Below are 19,191 nucleotides of genomic sequence, written 5' to 3' on the forward strand. Positions count from 1 at the left end.
GTTATTATCGCGCCCTAAATTTGTGGCATTTTATATTTTTGGAGCGCAATTGTGAATAAAACGTTAGCAAGTTACTACCAGCAAGCTTATGCGTGTGAGCAACAGCATTTTAACCAATGTTTTTATTGCGGCTGTGAGGCAACAGAGCGCGATCATTGCCCGCCATTGCATATGCTACAAAGTATTATTGATCTAGGTGAAGAAGCTGACTTTGTTGCCATTGCAGCCTGTTACGAATGCCATGCATTACTTCACAATGAGCGATTAATGACCATTGATGAGCGATTTAGCAAACTTAAAAAGAAATTATCTAATAAGTATGCAAAACCTCTGCGTGTTTACAACATGTGGGAAGAAAACGAACTCGCTGATATGAGTGATGAATTTGCGCATAGTATTCAAGCAGGTATGAAGCTAGGTAAAGAAGCGGCTGAGCGACTAGCCTTTACGGGCTTTAGTTATGCCACTGAGGAAGCACGTGTCACAGTGCGTGAAAAAACTAAAGAGTTTGATGTTGAAGGCACTGTATTTACCGATTTCAAAGAAGCGCTTAACTATTGCATTACTGTATTAAAAGTACAAAAAAGTGACTTTTATAAAATTTTAGTGGAAGACTATCAAGGTGATTTTAATAAGGCATTGAGTCAATACAGACATCGTCATGATAAAGTTACAGCCGCAAAAGATGGTAATACATTGATTAAAGATTTTTCAAAATTACATAAGCAAAATTCGGATTTTGTAACACGAACGGTTAAACACTTTATAAGTAAAGATCCATCGCTCACCACCGAAGGAGCTCTGGATAAGCTTTATAACAATTATATAAAAAAATAATTACAGAAATTCACCTTAAATAACCGCCTTTTCACCTGTTTTTTTAGCTTTATGCGTTTGCTTTCGCTAAAGTAGTAAAAAAACAGGAGAACCTAAAAACATGCAAAAATTTGCTCCCTCATTGTTAGCTGTTGGTTTAGCAGCAGCACTTGTTGGTTGCCAAGAAAGCGGCCCACAAGATGACAAAGTAACCATTAATAAAAACCCATACCCAAGTACTTACCAACCGGTAGCGACATCAAGCACGTTAATCACCAATGCGACTGTATTAACAGGGACGGGTGAGCGTTTAGATGAAGCTGATGTATTAATTGTCGACGGTAAAGTGCAGCAAATTGGTAAAGATTTAACCGCTGATGCAGATACCACCATCGACGCACAAGGTAAATGGGTAACACCAGGCATTATTGACGTTCATTCACATTTAGGTGCTTATCCAAATCCATCGGTTGAGTCTCATCAAGATGGTAACGAAATGACCAGTCCAAATACTGCAGAAGTATGGGTTGAGCATTCAATTTGGCCACAAGATCCAGGTTTTAATCGCGCACGTGAAGGCGGTATTACGTCATTACAAATTTTACCGGGTTCGGCTAATTTATTCGGTGGACGTGGCGTTACCCTTAAAAATGTACCGGCTCACACCATGCAAGGAATGAAATTTCCTGATGCGCCATACGGTTTAAAAATGGCATGTGGTGAAAATCCTAAACGTGTTTACGGTCGTAAAGGCGTATTACCGATGACACGTATGGGTAATATGGCAGGATATCGCACAGCATGGATTGGCGCTCAAGAATATAAGCGTGAGTGGGATAAATACGATGCTGATTACGCTGCGGGTAAAAACCCAGAAGCTCCACATCGTGATATTAAATACGATACATTACGTGGTGTTTTAGAAGGTGAAGTTCGTATTCACAATCACTGCTACAAAGCAGAAGAAATGGCGATGATGATCGACCTTTCTAAAGAGTTTAATTACCATGCCGGCACATTCCACCACGGAATTGAAGCCTATAAAATTGCTGATTTATTAGCTGAAAATGGCTCGTGTGCAGCACTTTGGCCAGACTGGTGGGGCTTTAAAATGGAAGCCTACGATATGGTGCAAGAGAACGTAGCTATTGTTGATGCAGTTAAAAACTCATGTGCTGTTGTGCACTCAGATTCTGATACGACGATTCAACGCTTAAACCAAGAAGCCGCAAAAGTAATGTACAGTGCAAACCAAAATGGGTTTGATATTTCTGAGCAACACGCGATTAAATGGATCACGTCTAACGCCGCTAAATCATTAGGCATTGAAGATAAAACAGGTTCACTTGAAACAGGTAAACAAGCTGATGTTGTTATTTGGAATCAAAGCCCGTTTAGTGTTTATGCAAAAGCAGAGCAAGTGTTTGTTGATGGTGCAAAAGTTTACGATAGAAACGATAGCGCATTCCAAGCACAAAGTGATTTTATGTTAGGTCAACAATAAGGAGCACCCAGAATGAAAAAATTATCACGTTCGTTTTCGCTTTCTCTGGTTGCTGCAGGGCTACTAGCATCGGGTGCCGTGAGCGCCAAGTCATTAGCAATCATTAATGCAACTTTGCATACATCTTCAGAACAAGGTGTATTAGAAGGAGCTAGCATTGTAATGAATGAAGGCAAAATCACTGCCATTAACCCTAGCGATGTTAAAGCTGACAAAGTTATTGATGCTAAAGGTCAAATAGTGACGGCTGGTTTTATCGCCAGTGTAAATCAGCTTGGCTTAGTTGAAGTAGGTGCAGTTGCCGGTTCTCGCGATGCAGGAGAAGACAAAGCAGGTATCGATTTTGATGCAAGCTTAGCATTCAATCCTCGTTCAAGCTTAATTCCTTATGCACGTAAAGGCGGTATCACTCGCGATTTGATCACCCCATACGGTGGTGACAGCATATTTGCAGGCCTAGCAAGTGTTGTTGATTTAAGTGGTAGCTTTGAAAGCGTAGATAAAAAGCAAGCTGCACTAGTGGTTCATTTAGGTGAGCGTAGTAAAGGTTCTCGTGCATTTACCTTGCAAACGCTTATTAAAAAATTAGATGAGCATCAAACCAAAGCAAGTAAAGACGCTAAAAAAGACGACGCTAAGCCAAGTGCTGAAGACACGGTAATGGCTAAAGTACTAAAAGGCGATATACCATTACTAATTAGTGTGTCGCGTGCATCAGATATTGTTGAACTAATAAAAGTGAAACAGCAGTTTGGCGTAAACATTGTCCTTAATGGCGCTCAAGATGCCGTTGTAGTTAAAGATCGCATCGCTAAAGCAGGCATTCCTGTGATCATTAGTGCAATGGATAACTTACCAGGTAGCTTTGATTCGTTGCATGCGAGCTTGAATAATGCCGGCATACTAGAAAAAGCCGGTGTTAAAGTGCTACTAACTGTGGGTGGTGACGCAAGTCACAATGTTTACCAGCTTCGCTACGATGCCGGTAACGCAGTGTCTTACGGTATGAGCCAACAAGGCGCATTAAAGGCCATGACTTCGAATGTGGCTGATGTATTTGGTATTAACGCGGGTAGCCTAGAAGTAGGTAAAGCCGCTGATGTTGTTATGTGGAGTAACGACCCGTTTGAGCTGAGCAGCCACGTGAATAAAATGTTTATCAATGGTGTTGAGGTTAGTACTGAATCTCGCCAAGATAAACTGCGTGAGCGCTATACAACAGAGTCGAACATGCCACGCGCATACACAAAATAAACGTTTAAAGTTGAATTGAAAAGGCCGCATTAGCGGCCTTTTTCTTAGGCACAAAAAAGGCGCTCTGTGAGCGCCTTTTCATTCATTTAATCGATTTATACTAGTTTAGATAAAATCTCGTTAAATGTCGTGCTTGGACGCATTGCTTTGAAGGCTGCATCGTCATTTGGCTGGAAGTAACCGCCAATGTTCATTGCAGGACCCTGTGCATCGTTTAGCTCGTTAACAATTTGCTCTTTGTTGGTTTCAAGGTCGCTAGCAATTTGTGTAAATTGCGCTTTAAGCTCGCTATCTTCATTTTGCTTAGCAAGTTCTTGAGCCCAGAATAAAGATAAGAAGAAATGAGAACCACGGTTATCAATCTCTTTAACTTTGCGTGAAGGTGACTTGTTTTCAGCTAGGAATGTGCCCGTTGCTTTATCAAGCGTATCAGCAAGTACTTGTGCCTTGTTGTTACCTGTTGTTGTGCTTAGGTGTTCAAGTGACGCAGCAAGTGCTAAGAACTCACCTAAAGAATCCCAACGTAAGTGGTTTTCTTTTTCAAACTGTTGAACGTGCTTAGGAGCAGAACCACCGGCACCTGTTTCAAATAAACCACCGCCATTCATCAGTGGCACAATTGAAAGCATTTTAGCACTAGTACCCAATTCTAAAATTGGGAATAAATCTGTTAGGTAATCACGTAATACGTTACCTGTTACAGAAATCGTATCTTTACCTTCTTTGATGCGTGCTAGTGAGAATAAGGTTGCATCCATTGGCGATAAAATTTGAATATCTAGGCCAGCAGTATCATGATCTGGCAAGTATTTGTTCACTTTTTTGATTAGCTCAGCATCGTGTGCACGTTCTGCATCTAACCAGAAAATAGCCGGATTACCAGTTGCGCGAGCGCGGTTTACTGCAAGTTTAACCCAATCTTGAATTGGTGCATCTTTAACCTGACACATACGCCAGATATCGCCTTGCTCAACACTGTGCTCAAGTAGGGTGTTGCCGTTTGTGTCAACAACACGAATAGTACCGTCAGCTTTTGCTTCAAATGTTTTGTCATGTGAGCCGTATTCTTCCGCTTTTTGAGCCATAAGGCCAACGTTTGGTACGCTACCCATAGTTGTAGGATCAAAAGCACCGTGCTGTTTACAAAAATCAATTGTTGCTTGGTAAACGCCAGAGTAACAACGATCTGGAATTACAAAGCTTGTGTCTTGTAATTTATCGTCTTTATTCCACATTTGACCGCTTGAACGAATTGCAGCAGGCATAGAAGCATCGATGATCACATCACTTGGTACGTGTAAGTTTGTAATACCACGATGAGAATCAACCATGGCGATAGCAGGGCGGTTAGCGTAAACCGCTTGAATGTCTGCTTCAATTTCTTCGCGCTTAGCGTCATCTAATGTTTGAATTTTAGAGTACACATCGCCTAAACCGTTATTTACATCAACACCTAGCTCTTCAAAAAGTGCACCGTGTTTTGCAAAAACGTCTTTGTAGAATACTTTTACAGCGTGACCAAAGATGATTGGATCAGATACTTTCATCATGGTTGCTTTCATATGAAGCGAAAATAACACGCCTTTTTCTTTAGCTGCATTGATTTCAGCTTCTAGGAATGCTTGTAATTTTGCTGCACTGATACGTGATGCATCAATTACTTCACCAGCAAGTAATGGCGTGCTTTGCTTAAGTACAGTGATATCGCCATTAGCCGCTACGTGTTCGATACGAACATCCGTTGCTTCATCAACAGTTAGTGATTGCTCGGAACCAAAGAAGTCACCTTCTTCCATGCTTGCAACGTATGATTGTGAATCTTTGCTCCACGCGCCCATTGAATGTGGGTTATTACGTGCATACTCTTTCACTGAACCTGGTGCACGACGGTCAGAGTTACCTTCACGAAGTACAGGGTTTACTGCGCTGCCTTTAATTTTATCGTAGGCTGCTTGAATCGCTTTCTCTTCATCGTTTTTAGGTTCAACCGGGTATTCTGGAAGTGCATAACCTTTTTCTTGAAGCTCTTTAATTACAGCGCGAAGTTGTGGAACTGATGCACTAATGTTCGGTAATTTAATGATGTTAGCTTCTGGTGTTTTTGCCATTTCGCCAAGTTCTGCAAGTGCATCACCAATGCGTTGTTCTTCTGTTAGGTAATCCGGGAAGCTCGCAATTACACGACCAGCTAATGAGATGTCGCGTGTTTCAACTTCAACACCTGCCGCATTTGTGTATGCTTGGATAATAGGTAACAACGAATAAGTTGCTAGTGCCGGAGCTTCGTCCGTTTTTGTATAGATAATTTTTGATGTCATCATCATTCCTAGATAGTAGGCCGCATTGGCCAAATTCAACAATGCAAAGAAATCATCGCCTAATACTTTTAAATTAAGCATTAGTACATGCAATGAGTAGTCTGTTAGGTGTTGGTACTCGTATAACCTAAACAAGGTGAGAATAATCACACCTGACGGACTAGTGTCTTTTATAACTAAAATTTATGTAAATACAAACTAGCCATTAGGCTAAAGTAATTACGTTTTACAGGATAAAGAGTGTAACAAGCTTGGCTAAAAAGGGCTAGGATTACACGCCAGACGCCAGCAGTTAAACTTCTAATACTGAAATTATTGGGGTAGATAAAATAAAATCAAGGAGTGGGGTTGAATTAACAAACAATGAGGCAATTTATATTGGGGTGGTTAGGGATTTTTAAGAAATTAAGCGAGGATCTAAACAGGTCACTCGCTTTAGTCTCATAATTACAATCACCCTATAATATCGCCATTAGGCGCTATATTAGTAGCGTGTAGACCTTTAGGGCCCTGTTGTAATTCGAAGGTAACATCTTGACCAGCTTTAAGTGTCTTGTATCCGTCCATTACAATTGTGGAGTAATGAGCAAAAATGTCGTTCTCGCAACCGTCTTCTACGATGAAACCAAAACCTTTGGCGTTGTTGAACCATTTGACTTTACCACAAGCCATACTTCTACATCCTTCTATAAGTTGACTAATTTAGTTATCCTAAACTGTATTGTTTGCTAGACTGACTAAGGTTTAATCAATCACCATTTGACTGTAGTTTATTTAAGCAACCAGTCAAGTGTTTTAGGTTATTTTTTAACATTTTATTTATTTTTTTATTCAAGTTTGCTTGAGTTACAAAGACAAGACTATATTTAATTATGAGTGGTATGAAAGATTCTGGTGTTATCGACACCGTTCGCGATAGTGAAAAGCAAAAGTTGCAGCCACCGCGAAAATATAAAGTTGTGTTAAACAACGATGATTACACGCCGATGGATTTTGTAATAGAGATCTTAATGACGTTTTTTAATATGGATAGCGATAGAGCAACTGATGTGATGCTGCAAATACATCAGCAAGGTAAGGGTATATGTGGTGTTTATAGCGCCGACGTAGCACATACTAAGGCTGAGCAAGTTAACCGCTACTCAAGGGATAACGAGCATCCACTGCTATGTAGTTGTGAGCAGGAATAAATACCATAAAGGTGAACTTTCATCTTTGAAGTGCGGTATAAAATTATTATCTCTGTAAGGGGTTGCCAATGCTAAATAAAGACTTAGAACTAACTTTGAACACTGCGTTTCGTGAAGCGCGTACACGTCGTCATGAGTTTATGACCGTAGAGCACCTTTTATTAGCTCTACTCGACAACCCATCAGCTGGAGAAGCGCTTAATGCGTGTGGTGTTGACGTTTCTGGATTAAAAACAGAGTTACTTGAATTTATTGATGAAACCACACCGGTTATTCCTGATTTAGAAGAAGAGCGCGAAACTCAACCAACACTTGGTTTTCAGCGAGTATTACAGCGCGCGGTATTTCATGTGCAATCTTCTGGCAAAAATGAAGTGACAGGCGTTAATGTGCTGGTCGCTATTTTTTCTGAGCAAGAAAGCCAAGCCGTGTACTTACTTAAAAAGAATGATATTTCTCGACTTGATATTGTTAACTTTATTTCTCATGGTATCGCCAAAGGTGACGACGAATTAGGCGATGATACCGACGATATTCATGAAGAGGTGCAAGAAGTAGCAAGCGAAGAAGCGAGTAAGCTCGACAGCTTTACAACTAACCTTAATATACACGCTAAAGAGGGTAATATTGACCCGCTTGTTGGCCGTGATAGTGAAGTAGAGCGCACAGTGCAAGTGCTGTGTCGTCGTAAAAAGAATAACCCATTACTGGTTGGTGAAGCCGGCGTAGGTAAAACTGCTATTGCCGAGGGCTTAGCCTATCGTATTGTTAACGAACAAGTGCCTGAAGTCATTGCTGATGCGGTTGTGTACTCCTTAGATATGGGCGCGTTACTTGCCGGTACCAAATACCGAGGCGATTTTGAAAAACGCTTTAAAAGTTTATTAAAAGAGTTACAAGCAAAACCAGGTTCAATCTTATTTATTGATGAAATTCACACCATTATTGGTGCAGGTGCTGCCTCAGGTGGGGTAATGGATGCCTCAAACTTAATTAAGCCGTTACTCTCAAGTGGGCAATTACGTTGTATGGGTTCTACCACTTACGGTGAGTACAAGAATATTTTTGAAAAAGATCGCGCCCTTGTCCGTCGCTTTCAAAAAATTGATGTGCTTGAACCTAGCGTTGAAGATACCACTAAAATTCTTAACGGCTTAAAAGATCGTTACGAAGCACACCATGGTATTCGTTATACGCAAAAAGCGTTAAAAGCAGCCGCTGAGCTAAGTGCCAAGTATATTAATGAGCGTCACTTACCTGATAAAGCGATTGACGTTATTGATGAAGCAGGCGCAAGCCAACGGCTACTGCCTACGTCCAAGCGTAAAAAAACCATTGGTGTATCTGATATTGAGATGATTGTGTCTAAAATGGCGCGTATTCCGCCTCAAAATGTGTCGTCGTCTGATAAAGAAACGCTGAAAAACTTAGACCGTAATTTAAAAATGTTGGTGTTTGGACAAGATCAATCCATTGATGCATTAACTTCTGCTATTCGCTTATCGCGCTCAGGTTTAGCAAACGAGAACAAACCGGTTGGTTCGTTCTTATTTGCAGGCCCAACAGGGGTAGGTAAAACAGAGGTTACCAAGCAATTAGCTAAATGCATGGGTGTTGAGTTTATTCGTTTTGATATGTCTGAATACGTTGAGCGCCATGCGGTGAGCCGTTTAATCGGTGCGCCTCCGGGTTATGTAGGTTTTGAACAAGGCGGCTTATTAACAGAAGCGGTGATCAAAAACCCACATGCAGTGGTATTGCTGGATGAAATTGAAAAAGCGCATCCTGATATCTACAACATTTTATTACAAGTTATGGATCACGGTACGCTAACAGATAATAACGGCCGAAAAGCTGACTTTAGAAACGTAGTAGTGGTGATGACCACCAATGCCGGCGTACAAGAAACCACGCGTAAGTCGATTGGTTTTAGTGAGCAAGATCACACACACGATGCAATGGGTGAAATTAACAAAGTATTTTCACCTGAATTTAGAAACCGCTTAGATAACATTATTTGGTTTAATCACCTCGAGAAAGAGGTTATTTTGCAAGTGGTTGATAAATTTGTTGTTGAGTTACAAGCGCAACTGGATAAGAAGTCAGTTAACCTTGAGCTTACTTCTAAAGCACGTGAATGGTTGGCTGATAAAGGCTATGACAAAGCAATGGGCGCGCGTCCTATGGCGCGTGTTATCCAAGAAGATCTTAAAAAGCAATTGGCTAACGAAATACTGTTTGGTGAGCTAATTTCTGGCGGTACGGTAAAAGTATCGGTTAAAGATAAAAAACTGCGTTTTGATTACGAGAGTGACTTAACGCCAGCCTAACCTAAAAAAGTTAGCAATTTAAAAAGCCTGCTTTATGCAGGCTTTTTTATTTGCCAAAGAAATAGGCAACAAAAAACCCAGCAAAGGCTGGGTTTTTTGTTTATTAAATGTAATTACTGGCTACTACCATTAATTACATTTAATAAACGCTTAAAGCTAGTTTTCACTAGCCAAAAACTAAATCTCGTTTACGCACTTACTTAGCGAGCACGGAATACGATACGACCTTTCGATAAATCGTAAGGAGTCATTTCTACCGTTACTTTATCGCCGGTTAAAATACGGATATAGTTTTTGCGCATTTTACCTGAAATATGAGCCACAACTACGTGACCATTTTCTAGCTCAACTCGGAACATTGTATTTGGTAAAGTATCAAGGACTGTCCCTTGCATTTCGATTACGTCTTCTTTCGCCATGTTTAGCGTAACACCTCTTTAATAGTTAAACGCTGCAGATTTTGCCCAAAATACGCCAATAAGTAAAGGCGCAGGGGCTATTTTTGTAAATTAAATAGCCACCCACTGGTCATTGAGCTGTTTTTGGGCGGGTAAAAACTGGGTTTTATACTTCATTTTGTCACATTCATCTATTTGATAGCCTAAATAAACAAACTGTTTGCGCTGCTGTTTAGCAAATTTAAGCTGCTGTAATATCATTACAGTGCCTAAACTAAAGTGTTCGTAGTCAGGGTCAAAAAATGTATAAATAGCCGAAATAGCGTTGTCCATACAATCAGTTACAGCAACGGCCACTAAGTTTTCTTGATCCCAAAGCTCTATAAAGGTGATGGTTAACCAGCTACAAAACAAAAAGCTTTGAAATTGTGATTTATCAGGTGGATACATAGAACCGTCTTGATGACGTAAACTAATGTATTTACTGTAAAGTGGATAGTATTGTTCGCGTTCAACTTGAGAATATTTTACCTCAAAGCGGTTTTTTGCTTTGTTAAGTTTACGTTTTTGCGATTTTGTAGGGATAAACTCATCAGCTAAAACGCGCACAGAACTACACGCGCTGCAAATAGGGCAGTGCGGACGGTAAATTTGGTTACCACTGCGACGAAAGCCCAATCCTAATAACGACTCAAACTTATTGCTGCTATAACAACTTGGATCGAGTATCACCAGCAGTTGCTCTTGGCGATCTGGCAAGTAACTGCATTCAAATGGTTGGCTTAGGCCTATACGAGCTGGAAGTTGTTCATTCATATATCGCGATTAGCTCCTGTGGCTGCCACATACTGGCAGCTGGGGTGTAACACTGTGCTTTATTAAGTTTAGTTAAAAATTCTTCACGTGGAATCACGCTGGCACCTAACGACATTAAATAAGGATTTTCTAATTGGCAATCAATAAAATGCGCATTATGGCGTTTAAGCCAATTAACCAGCGCCCACATAGCCAGTTTGGAGCAATTTGTTTGATGATGAAACATTGATTCACCACAAAAAACACCTGTTTGCATAATCCCATATAAGCCGCCTGCAAGCTCTCCCTCGCGCCATACCTCTAAACTATGGGCCAAGCCATTGTGATGGGCATTAATGTACGCCTGTTGCATTTGCGGGGTTATCCAAGTGCCATCAGTATCAATGCGTTGATCGCGGCACGCTTCTATCACTTCTTCAAAGGCATGGTTAATAGTTACGGTGACCGGGTGCTTTTTTAAATGTTTTCGTAAGCTTTTACTAACATGAAAGTCATTAAGCTCAACAATACCGCGCTCACTCGGTGACCACCACATAATTGGCTCGTGTTCACTAAACCACGGAAAAATACCAGATAAATAGGCATTTTTTAACCGCGTTACCGATAAACATCCACCAATGGCAAGCAAACCATCTGGATCATCTAATGCATGGCTGGGATCAGGAAAAGCAAAGTGGCTTTGAGCGAGTTGATAAAGTTGTTTAGTCATAACACCGATTGAATAACTGCATGGTCAAGACAAAGTGTAACCTGTTGCTTTAAAATCACAAACCACAAATTATTGTGTTCTCTATAGGGTTGAGCAGGGCTTAAATTGCTGTTAGGTAAATTTTAGGCATAAAAAAGCGCGTTAAAAAACGCGCTTAATTAAATGGTAAACTAATCGAATTAGCTAACCACTTTTACTGGTACAGCTTCACCTGCGTTGAACTTAGTTGTCATTGCTTCTTCAACAGGTGTAAACGATGTAAGGTCAATACCTTCAACCGCAGACTTATACTCTTCCATAGTCGGGAAACGACCAAGAACAGAAGATAGAACTACAACTGGCGTAGAACCTAGTAGTGATTCACCTTTTTTCTCAGATGTATCGGCTACTACACGGCCTTGGAAAAGACGTGTTGATGTTGCGATAACAGTATCACCTGGTTCTGCTTTTTCTTGGTTACCCATACATAGGTTACAACCAGGGCGTTCTAGGTATAAGATATTTTCATACTTAGTACGTGCAGCCGTTTTTGGTTTTGCATCGTCAAATTCAAAACCTGCGTATTTAGCAAGAATATCCCAATCGCCTTCCGCTTTAAGCTCATCAACAATGTTGTATGTTGGTGGCGCAACAACCAATGGCGCTTTGAATGAGATAGAACCGTTTTTCTTCTCAAGGTTACGTAGCATGTGAGCAATAATTTTCATATCGCCTTTGTGAACCATACACGAACCAACAAAACCTAAATCAACAGGCTTGTCGTTGTAAAAAGAAACAGGGCGGATCACATCGTGAGTATAACGCTTAGAAACATCATCGTTATTAACGTCTGGATCGGCAATCATTGGCTCAACGATTTGGTCTAAATCAACCACAACTTCTGCATGGTATTTAGCGTTGTCGTCTGGAGAAAGTGCTGGCTCTTCACCAGATTGAATACCTGCAATACGCTTGTCGGCTAAATCGATTAGACCTTGTAGCGTTTGTGCTTCGTTTTCCATACCTTTGTTGATCATGATTTGGATACGTGACTTAGCAAGTTCAATTGACTTAATTAACGTTTCATCATTTGAAATACAGATTGACGCTTTCGCTTTCATTTCTGCAGTCCAGTCAGTGAAGGTAAAAGCTTGGTCAGCCATTAGGGTACCAATATGAACTTCAATGATACGACCTTGGAATACGTTTTCGCCGCCAAATTGCTTAAGCATTTGCGCTTGCGTTGCATGTACAACATCGCGGAAATCCATATGCTTAGCCATTTTGCCTTTAAACGTTACTTTAACTGAATCAGGAATCGGCATCGCAGATTCACCGGTTGCAAGTGCAACAGCAACAGTACCTGAATCGGCACCAAAGGCAACGCCTTTAGACATACGTGTATGCGAGTCACCACCAATGATGATAGCGCGATCATCAATTGTAATGTCGTTCAATACTTTGTGAATAACGTCAGTCATTGCATGGTAAACGCCTTTCGGGTCACGTGCAGTGATCAAACCAAACTTATTCATAAACGCCATTAGTTTAGGAATGTTTGCTTGTGCTTTGCTATCCCATACTGATGCTGTATGACAACCAGATTGATAGGCACCATCAACAAGAGGAGAAATCGTTGAAGCAGCCATTGCTTCTAATTCTTGTGCAGTCATTGGACCGGTTGTATCTTGCGAACCAACGATGTTCACTTTAACACGAACATTTGAGCCAGCGTGAAGTGGCGTATCTGATAGTACACCTACCGCGTTACGGTTAAAGATTTTTTCAACCGCTGTTAAGCCTTGGCCTTCGTGTGAAATTTCTTTTGAAGGTGCATAAACAAGCGGCGTTTCAATGCCAAGAGTTTCAGCAGCAAACGTTTGTAGTTTTTTACCGAATACAACTGCGTAAGAACCGCCAGCTCTCATGAATTCAACTTTTTGCGGTGTGAATGCTGATGAAATATCAACAAGCTCTTTATCACCGTTATAAAGCTTCTTCTCTTTAGTATTGATTGTTAGCACAGTACCAGTAGCAACAGAGTAGGCTTCTTCAAGCACAGCGTCACCATTTGCATCAGTTACTGTATTGCCGTCTGCATCTACTTTTTTAACCCAGTTTTTAAGGTCAAGACCAATACCGCCAGTTACATCAACCGTTGTTAAGAAGATTGGTGCAATACCGTTAGTACCTGCAACAACAGGTGCAATGTTGATGAAAGGAACGTATGGACTTGCTTGTTTACCAGCCCAAAGTGCTACGTTATTCACACCAGACATACGTGATGAACCAACGCCCATGGTGCCTTTTTCAGCAATAAGCATTACTTTAGCGTTAGGGTGTTTCTTTTGAAGGGCAACAATTTCTTGTTGTGCTTCTTCAGTGATCATGCACTTACCGTGTAATTCACGGTCAGCACGTGAGTGTGCTTGGTTACCTGGAGAAAGTAAATCAGTTGAAATGTCGCCTTCACCAGCAATGTAAGTTACTACTTCGATTTTTTCTTCGATGTCAGGTAATTTTGTAAAGAATTCAGCTTTTGAGAAGCTCTCTAGTAATTCTTTAGCAATTGGGTTACCTGCTTCGTAGGCCGCTTTAATGCGCTCCATATCTGCATCGTATAAGAATACCTGAGTTTTCAGTACTTCTGCAGCTTGTGCTGCGATTTTTGCGTCATCAGCAAAGGCTAAATCAATTAGCATTTCAATCGATGGGCCGCCTTTCATGTGTGAAAGTAGTTCGAATGCAAATTCTGGAGTGATCTCTGCAACGTGCTCTTCACCTAAAATGATTTCTTTTAGAAACTGTGCTTTAACGCCCGCAGCACTGGTTGTTCCAGGTAAAGTATTAAAAATAAAGAAATGCAGTGAATCTTTACGGTGCTCGTTATTAGTATCTTTAATTTGATTAATTATTTCTGATACTAGTTCAGCGCTATCGATTGGTTGTGGGCTTAATCCAAGCTCCGTTTTACGGGTTTGGATTTCTTCCATATATTTTGTATACAAACTCATAGAAAACTCTCGGTAATTTACTTGATATGAAGTTAAGCATTTTAACTGATTTTACAGTTTCTAGTAATGCCTAAATGAATAAAGCTTTTATTCCTGACGATAATTATAGCTAGTTTTACTTATATAATTTGACGGTATTTGTTGCTCACCCTTAGATCCTATCGTACCTGAGCCATTAATTGTATAAATAAGACTAATTTCAACTATAAGCCTAGTGAATGTTGGTGCGGGTACAATTATCTCGGGCGTAATAATTGGGCACAAAAAAGGGCTGAAAATTCAGCCCCAAAAGTATGCTATGTATGCTTATAGGTTATCTAAAAAGCGTTCTGCATCAAGTGCAGCCATACAGCCAGTACCGGCAGAGGTGATAGCTTGACGGTAAATATGATCAGACACATCACCGGCAGCAAATACGCCTGGCACACTTGTTTGAGTTGCATTACCGTTAAGACCAGATTCAACCACTAGGTAGCCGTCTTTCATTTCTAGCTGACCTTCAAACATATCGGTGTTTGGCTTATGGCCAATGGCAATAAACACACCCGCTAAATCAAGTTCTTCAGTAGCATCTGACGCCACATCTTTAATGCGAACGCCGGTCACACCCATTTGGTCACCAAGCACTTCATCAAGTGTACGGTTGAAGTGCATTACAACATTACCGTTTGCTGCTTTTTCAGCAAGGCGGTCAGCAAGAATTTTTTCACTACGGAAACTGTCACGACGGTGAATAACATGAACTTCATCAGCAATGTTAGACAGGTATAACGCTTCTTCAACAGCCGTGTTACCACCACCAACAACCGCTACTTTTTGGCCTTTATAGAAAAACCCGTCACAGGTTGCACAAGCAGAAACACCACGACCTTGGAAATTAGTCTCAGACTCTAAGCCTAAATATTTCGCAGAGGCACCGGTTGCAATAATTAAAGCATCACATGTGTAAGTACCTTGGTCACCGGTTAGTGTGAAAGGGCGCTTAGATACGTCAACTTTGTTGATGTGGTCGAACACAATTTCAGTTTCAAAGCGTTCTGCATGCTCTTTCATACGATCCATTAATGCAGGGCCGGTTAAACCGTGTGCATCGCCAGGCCAGTTTTCAACTTCAGTAGTGGTTGTTAGCTGGCCACCTTGTTGAATACCTGTAATTAAAACAGGATTTAAATTAGCACGTGCAGCGTAAACTGCGGCTGTGTAGCCAGCAGGGCCCGAACCTAAAATAAGTAACTTACAATGTTTTGCTTCAGTCATGATCTTTTCCTAAACGTTTAATACGGTTTTAATGCGCCCGATTCTAAGAAAAACAAGCAGGAAGTAAATAAAAGATGAGATTATTTTTTTTCGCAAATTCGGAAGCTGTTCATTAATGTGTACTAGCAAATGACTTACAAGCAGTGCTCGACTAATAAATAGACTGTTAGCCAATAAAACGACGTTAATTCATGACCAGCCTGATTTTTTTTGTTATCTTTTAACTAATTTTGATTTGTCACTGCTTAATTATGTGACCTAAGTGAATAGGCAACTATGTTATTTTGGCAAGAGAAACCCGCATTTGGGTTGACTTCAAAAGACGTTAACGTCTTAACCAATGCGCAAGAATACCGTACGCAATTGTTAGATTTAATTGCCAACGCAAAAAAACGAATTTATATCACCACACTTTACTTACAAGATGATGAAGCGGGTCGTGAAATATTAGCCGCACTACACAGTGCATCGTTAGCTAACCCTTCGCTTGAAATAAAAGTATTGGTTGATTTTCATCGCGCACAGCGTGGTTTAATTGGTGCAGAAAAGTCAGAGGGCAATGCAAGCTTATATTGCGACAGCTTAGAGAAGTTTAATTCAAACGTTCAAGTGTATGGTGTTCCCGTAAAGGCAAAAGAACTGTTTGGGGTATTGCATTTAAAAGGCTTTGTTATAGACGACACATTGCTATATAGCGGTGCCAGTTTAAATAATGTGTATTTGCAATATAGCGACCGATACCGACTTGATCGATACTTTTTAGTCTCGCAAAGCGAGTTATGTGACTCAGTAGTCGATTTTATCGAATCAACCTTATTGAGCTCTGAAGCGGTTCCAAGAATTGATCAACGACCGCTTAAACGCATGGCTGACTTTAAACTTGAACAAAAGCAACTTATGCGTGAGCTTAAATCGGCAAGCTATAAAAGTGCGCAACAATTGAATACTCATGCAATGGGCATTCGTTTGTTTTTGGGTTTAGGCCGTCGTAATAACGAACTTAATCGCTTAATCAAAGCGCTGTTTGATACTACCGAGCAAGAGTTGGTGTTATACACGCCGTATTTTAATTTTCCGGCTCCTTTAATGCGCTCTTTGCGTCGCTTATTAAAGCAAGGTAAACAAGTCACTATTGTGGTGGGCGATAAAACCGCAAACGATTTTTATCTGCCACCTAGTGAGCCGTTTAGTAAAATTGGTGCATTACCGTATTTATACGAAACTATTTTGCATAAATTTGTAAAATCGCAAAAACGCCACATAGATAATGGCAACTTAAACGTTTACCTGTGGAAACACGAGAGTAACTCGTTTCATTTAAAAGGGATTTGTTGTGACCGTAAAGTGCATTTACTTAGCGGGCATAATTTAAATCCGCGTGCATGGGGGCTAGATATCGAAAATGGTATTCTGATAGAAGACCCTGAGCAAACGATAATGCGCGACATTGATAATGAACGCCAAGAAATTTTAAAGCATTGTCGTCGTTTAACCGGTCCAGATGATTTAGAAACCATGAGCGATTACCCGCAGCCAGTGAAAAAGCTACTTGGTCAAGCTAAGCGCGTAAAAGTCGACTTTATTATTAAACGATTTATATAACATTTGGGTCTGTTGACCGCAGACTCTAAGATTTAGACACAAAAAAAGCAGCTAATTAGCTGCTTTTTTAATGCTTATACCTAAATGATGGCTTAGGTATAAGCGGTAACAATAATAGTTACGCGTTTTCTACTGCAGTGCGTGGGTCAACATATTCCATGTTGAACGCTTCAGCTACTTCTTTGTAAGTTACTTGGCCTTTAAGTACGTTTAAGCCTTTTAAGAAGTGAGCGTCATCTAGTAGTGCCTTTTTGTAACCTTTGTTTGCAAGGTTAATGATAAACGGTAATGTTGCATTGTTAAGTGCAAACGTAGATGTACGTGGAACAGCACCTGGCATGTTAGCAACACAGTAGTGAACAACTTCATCAACGATGAAAGTAGGATCAGCGTGCGTAGTTGCTTTAGACGTAGCAATACAACCACCTTGGTCGATTGCAACGTCAACAATTGCAGCGCCAGGCTTCATTGCTTTAATGTGTTCAGCAGTTACTAGTTTAGGTGCAGCAGCACCTGGGATAAGTACACCACCAATTACTAGGTCAGCTTCAAGTACGTGCTTCTCAAGCGCATCAGCTGTTGAGTAAATAGCTTTAACTTTGTTACCAAACTGTGCGTCTAGTGCACGTAATACGTCGATGTTACGGTCAAGTACAACAACCTCAGCACCTAAGCCAACGGCCATTTGTGCAGCGCTACGACCAACCATGCCGCCGCCAATAACAACTACTTTAGCTGGCTCAACACCGGGTACACCACCTAGTAACATACCACGACCGTGGTTAGCTTTTTCTAGCGCTTGTGCACCTGCTTGAATAGACATACGACCAGCAACTTCACTCATTGGCGCTAAAAGTGGTAAACCACCGCGTGAATCAGTTACTGTTTCATACGCAATACAGATTGCTTTACTTTTAACAAGGTCTTCAGTTTGTGGAAGATCCGGTGCAAGGTGAAGGTAAGTGAAAAGAATTTGGTCTTCACGTAACATTGCACGCTCAACAGCTTGAGGCTCTTTTACCTTGATGATCATTTCTGCTTTTGCAAAAACGTCAGCAGCTGTTTCTAAAATTTCAGCGCCTGCTTGAACATAATCATCATTTGTAAAACCAATGCCCATACCAGCATTCGTTTCAACAATCACTTGGTGGCCGTGATTTACAAGTTCGCGAACACTCGCAGGAACCATACCTACACGGTACTCGTGGTTTTTAATTTCTTTAGGTACACCAATAATCATAATTTTGCCTTGTTAGAACGGGATAAAAATTTTCCACTATTATATTCATGCCAGGGTAGTGTGTCTCACCTTTTTTTAAGCCCTTTGTAGTGTTAGTATCTGTAAAATTAATTTTATTAGAATAAAAAACTAAAAAGCCATGCATAACTTATTAGACCGTATTGATCGCAAAATTTTAGTCGAATTACAACTTGATGGCCGCCTGTCAAATGTTGAACTGGCCCGACGAGTTGGCCTAAGCGCCACGCCCTGTCTAGAGCGAGTGAAAAAGCTAGAGCGAGAAGGGTATATTTTAGGCTATAAAGCCGTGGTTGATCCTGCCAAGCTTGGTCAAGGGCTTTCTGTGTATGTGGAAGTAACCATTACCAAAACATCGCCCGACGTGTTTGAAGAGTTCAGTGCTGCTGTTAGAAAGCACGAAGAAATTATAGAATGTCATTTGGTTTCTGGTAATTTCGACTTTTTATTAAAAACCCGGGTTAACGATATGTCAGAATACCGAGGGGTACTTGGTGATATATTATTAAAGCTGCCCAATGTGAGTGAAAGTCGTACCTACGTAGTAATGGAAGAAGTAAAAGGTGAAGAAGGCGTTGTTATTCGTCCTTTTGTTGCTTAATGATAAAGTAACAGCCTTTAATATACTTTTATCGTTGCAGCCAACTTTGCTTTTTTAATGAGTGTACGACTAAATAATAAAAACTTGTTCATAATCAGGCCATCATGGTTAAGATAAAGTGCATCAAAATACATTTCCTGCTAAG

15 protein-coding genes are annotated in these 19,191 nt (G+C 40.6%); 7 read left to right on the plus strand and 8 right to left on the minus strand.

Features of this window, described 5'->3' with window-relative positions:
- The first annotated feature begins 51 nt into the window (after nucleotides 1-51).
- The 3 genes from FLM47_RS06555 to FLM47_RS06565 all read left to right on the plus strand — a co-directional run bounded on the left by FLM47_RS06555 (nucleotide 52) and on the right by FLM47_RS06565 (nucleotide 3,574).
- Nucleotides 52-837 (plus strand): hypothetical protein, encoded by a 786-nt coding sequence (locus tag FLM47_RS06555; RefSeq protein WP_178955830.1) that lies wholly within the window; start codon nucleotides 52-54, stop codon nucleotides 835-837.
- Nucleotides 838-937: 100 nt separating this feature from the next.
- Nucleotides 938-2,320, plus strand: coding sequence for an amidohydrolase (locus FLM47_RS06560; protein WP_178955832.1), 1,383 nt, complete (start codon nucleotides 938-940; stop codon nucleotides 2,318-2,320).
- Nucleotides 2,321-2,332: 12 nt separating this feature from the next.
- Complete coding sequence (locus FLM47_RS06565) at nucleotides 2,333-3,574, plus strand: amidohydrolase family protein (protein WP_178955842.1); 1,242 nt, start codon at nucleotides 2,333-2,335, stop codon at nucleotides 3,572-3,574.
- 95 nt (nucleotides 3,575-3,669) lie between these two features.
- Here FLM47_RS06565 and FLM47_RS06570 read toward each other — a convergent pair whose 3' ends face one another.
- On the minus strand, nucleotides 3,670-5,892 hold the full coding sequence (locus FLM47_RS06570) for an NADP-dependent isocitrate dehydrogenase (protein ID WP_178956849.1): 2,223 nt from the start codon (nucleotides 5,890-5,892) through the stop codon (nucleotides 3,670-3,672).
- Between the two features lie 453 nt (nucleotides 5,893-6,345).
- Nucleotides 6,346-6,564, minus strand: coding sequence for a cold shock domain-containing protein CspD (cspD, locus tag FLM47_RS06575; protein ID WP_138604913.1), 219 nt, complete (start codon nucleotides 6,562-6,564; stop codon nucleotides 6,346-6,348).
- Between the two features lie 209 nt (nucleotides 6,565-6,773).
- Between cspD and clpS the strand changes: the two genes are divergently transcribed.
- Together clpS and clpA are read left to right on the plus strand one after the other, a co-directional pair.
- The gene (gene clpS, locus FLM47_RS06580) at nucleotides 6,774-7,082 is read left to right on the plus strand and encodes an ATP-dependent Clp protease adapter ClpS (protein WP_008110102.1); all 309 of its coding nucleotides are present in this window, start codon (nucleotides 6,774-6,776) and stop codon (nucleotides 7,080-7,082) included.
- 68 nt (nucleotides 7,083-7,150) lie between these two features.
- Nucleotides 7,151-9,412: an ATP-dependent Clp protease ATP-binding subunit ClpA gene (gene clpA / locus FLM47_RS06585; protein WP_008110100.1), complete on the plus strand. Its 2,262-nt coding sequence runs from the start codon at nucleotides 7,151-7,153 to the stop codon at nucleotides 9,410-9,412.
- Between the two features lie 200 nt (nucleotides 9,413-9,612).
- On the opposite strand, the gene infA is transcribed toward clpA, so the two are convergent.
- From infA to trxB, 5 genes are all read right to left on the minus strand, one after another.
- Nucleotides 9,613-9,831, minus strand: coding sequence for a translation initiation factor IF-1 (infA, locus tag FLM47_RS06590; RefSeq protein ID WP_002962494.1), 219 nt, complete (start codon nucleotides 9,829-9,831; stop codon nucleotides 9,613-9,615).
- A 90-nt stretch (nucleotides 9,832-9,921) separates the two neighbouring features.
- Nucleotides 9,922-10,626 carry an arginyltransferase gene (locus FLM47_RS06595; RefSeq protein WP_178955844.1) on the minus strand — a complete coding sequence of 235 codons (705 nt, stop codon included), beginning with the start codon at nucleotides 10,624-10,626 and terminating at the stop codon, nucleotides 9,922-9,924.
- Complete coding sequence (gene aat / locus FLM47_RS06600; RefSeq protein ID WP_178955846.1) at nucleotides 10,619-11,335, minus strand: leucyl/phenylalanyl-tRNA--protein transferase; 717 nt, start codon at nucleotides 11,333-11,335, stop codon at nucleotides 10,619-10,621. Before aat ends, FLM47_RS06595 begins: the two co-directional genes overlap by 8 nt.
- 179 nt (nucleotides 11,336-11,514) lie before the next feature.
- Complete coding sequence (locus tag FLM47_RS06605) at nucleotides 11,515-14,328, minus strand: bifunctional aconitate hydratase 2/2-methylisocitrate dehydratase (RefSeq protein ID WP_178955848.1); 2,814 nt, start codon at nucleotides 14,326-14,328, stop codon at nucleotides 11,515-11,517.
- A gap of 306 nt (nucleotides 14,329-14,634) precedes the next feature.
- Nucleotides 14,635-15,585 carry a thioredoxin-disulfide reductase gene (gene trxB / locus FLM47_RS06610; RefSeq protein WP_178955850.1) on the minus strand — a complete coding sequence of 317 codons (951 nt, stop codon included), beginning with the start codon at nucleotides 15,583-15,585 and terminating at the stop codon, nucleotides 14,635-14,637.
- Nucleotides 15,586-15,861: 276 nt separating this feature from the next.
- Here trxB and pssA point away from each other — a divergent pair, with 276 nt between their 5' ends.
- Nucleotides 15,862-17,187, plus strand: a complete 1,326-nt coding sequence (gene pssA, locus FLM47_RS06615) for a CDP-diacylglycerol--serine O-phosphatidyltransferase (protein WP_055011831.1) — start codon at nucleotides 15,862-15,864, stop codon at nucleotides 17,185-17,187.
- A 118-nt stretch (nucleotides 17,188-17,305) separates the two neighbouring features.
- On the opposite strand, the gene ald is transcribed toward pssA, so the two are convergent.
- Nucleotides 17,306-18,427, minus strand: a complete 1,122-nt coding sequence (ald, locus tag FLM47_RS06620) for an alanine dehydrogenase (RefSeq protein WP_054200757.1) — start codon at nucleotides 18,425-18,427, stop codon at nucleotides 17,306-17,308.
- 139 nt (nucleotides 18,428-18,566) lie between these two features.
- Here ald and lrp point away from each other — a divergent pair, with 139 nt between their 5' ends.
- Entirely contained in the window at nucleotides 18,567-19,046 is a 480-nt protein-coding gene (lrp, locus tag FLM47_RS06625; RefSeq protein WP_008110073.1) for a leucine-responsive transcriptional regulator Lrp, read from the plus strand.
- The last annotated feature ends 145 nt before the right edge of the window (nucleotides 19,047-19,191 follow it).

The sequence above is a fragment of the Pseudoalteromonas sp. Scap06 genome (assembly GCF_013394165.1).
Classification (GTDB): Bacteria; Pseudomonadota; Gammaproteobacteria; order Enterobacterales; family Alteromonadaceae; genus Pseudoalteromonas.

Excerpts from the sequence above, each read along its gene's own strand:
- pssA (WP_055011831.1), top strand. The coding sequence starts at position 15,862 with ATGTTATTTTGGCAAGAGAAACCCGCATTTGGGTTGACTTCAAAAGAC.
- aat (WP_178955846.1), bottom strand. The coding sequence starts at position 11,335 with ATGACTAAACAACTTTATCAACTCGCTCAAAGCCACTTTGCTTTTCCT.
- infA (WP_002962494.1), bottom strand. The coding sequence starts at position 9,831 with ATGGCGAAAGAAGACGTAATCGAAATGCAAGGGACAGTCCTTGATACT.
- FLM47_RS06565 (WP_178955842.1), top strand. The coding sequence starts at position 2,333 with ATGAAAAAATTATCACGTTCGTTTTCGCTTTCTCTGGTTGCTGCAGGG.
- clpA (WP_008110100.1), top strand. The coding sequence starts at position 7,151 with ATGCTAAATAAAGACTTAGAACTAACTTTGAACACTGCGTTTCGTGAA.
- clpS (WP_008110102.1), top strand. The coding sequence starts at position 6,774 with ATGAAAGATTCTGGTGTTATCGACACCGTTCGCGATAGTGAAAAGCAA.
- cspD (WP_138604913.1), bottom strand. The coding sequence starts at position 6,564 with ATGGCTTGTGGTAAAGTCAAATGGTTCAACAACGCCAAAGGTTTTGGT.
- ald (WP_054200757.1), bottom strand. The coding sequence starts at position 18,427 with ATGATTATTGGTGTACCTAAAGAAATTAAAAACCACGAGTACCGTGTA.
- FLM47_RS06560 (WP_178955832.1), top strand. The coding sequence starts at position 938 with ATGCAAAAATTTGCTCCCTCATTGTTAGCTGTTGGTTTAGCAGCAGCA.
- lrp (WP_008110073.1), top strand. The coding sequence starts at position 18,567 with ATGCATAACTTATTAGACCGTATTGATCGCAAAATTTTAGTCGAATTA.
- FLM47_RS06570 (WP_178956849.1), bottom strand. The coding sequence starts at position 5,892 with ATGACATCAAAAATTATCTATACAAAAACGGACGAAGCTCCGGCACTA.
- FLM47_RS06605 (WP_178955848.1), bottom strand. The coding sequence starts at position 14,328 with ATGAGTTTGTATACAAAATATATGGAAGAAATCCAAACCCGTAAAACG.
- FLM47_RS06595 (WP_178955844.1), bottom strand. The coding sequence starts at position 10,626 with ATGAATGAACAACTTCCAGCTCGTATAGGCCTAAGCCAACCATTTGAA.
- trxB (WP_178955850.1), bottom strand. The coding sequence starts at position 15,585 with ATGACTGAAGCAAAACATTGTAAGTTACTTATTTTAGGTTCGGGCCCT.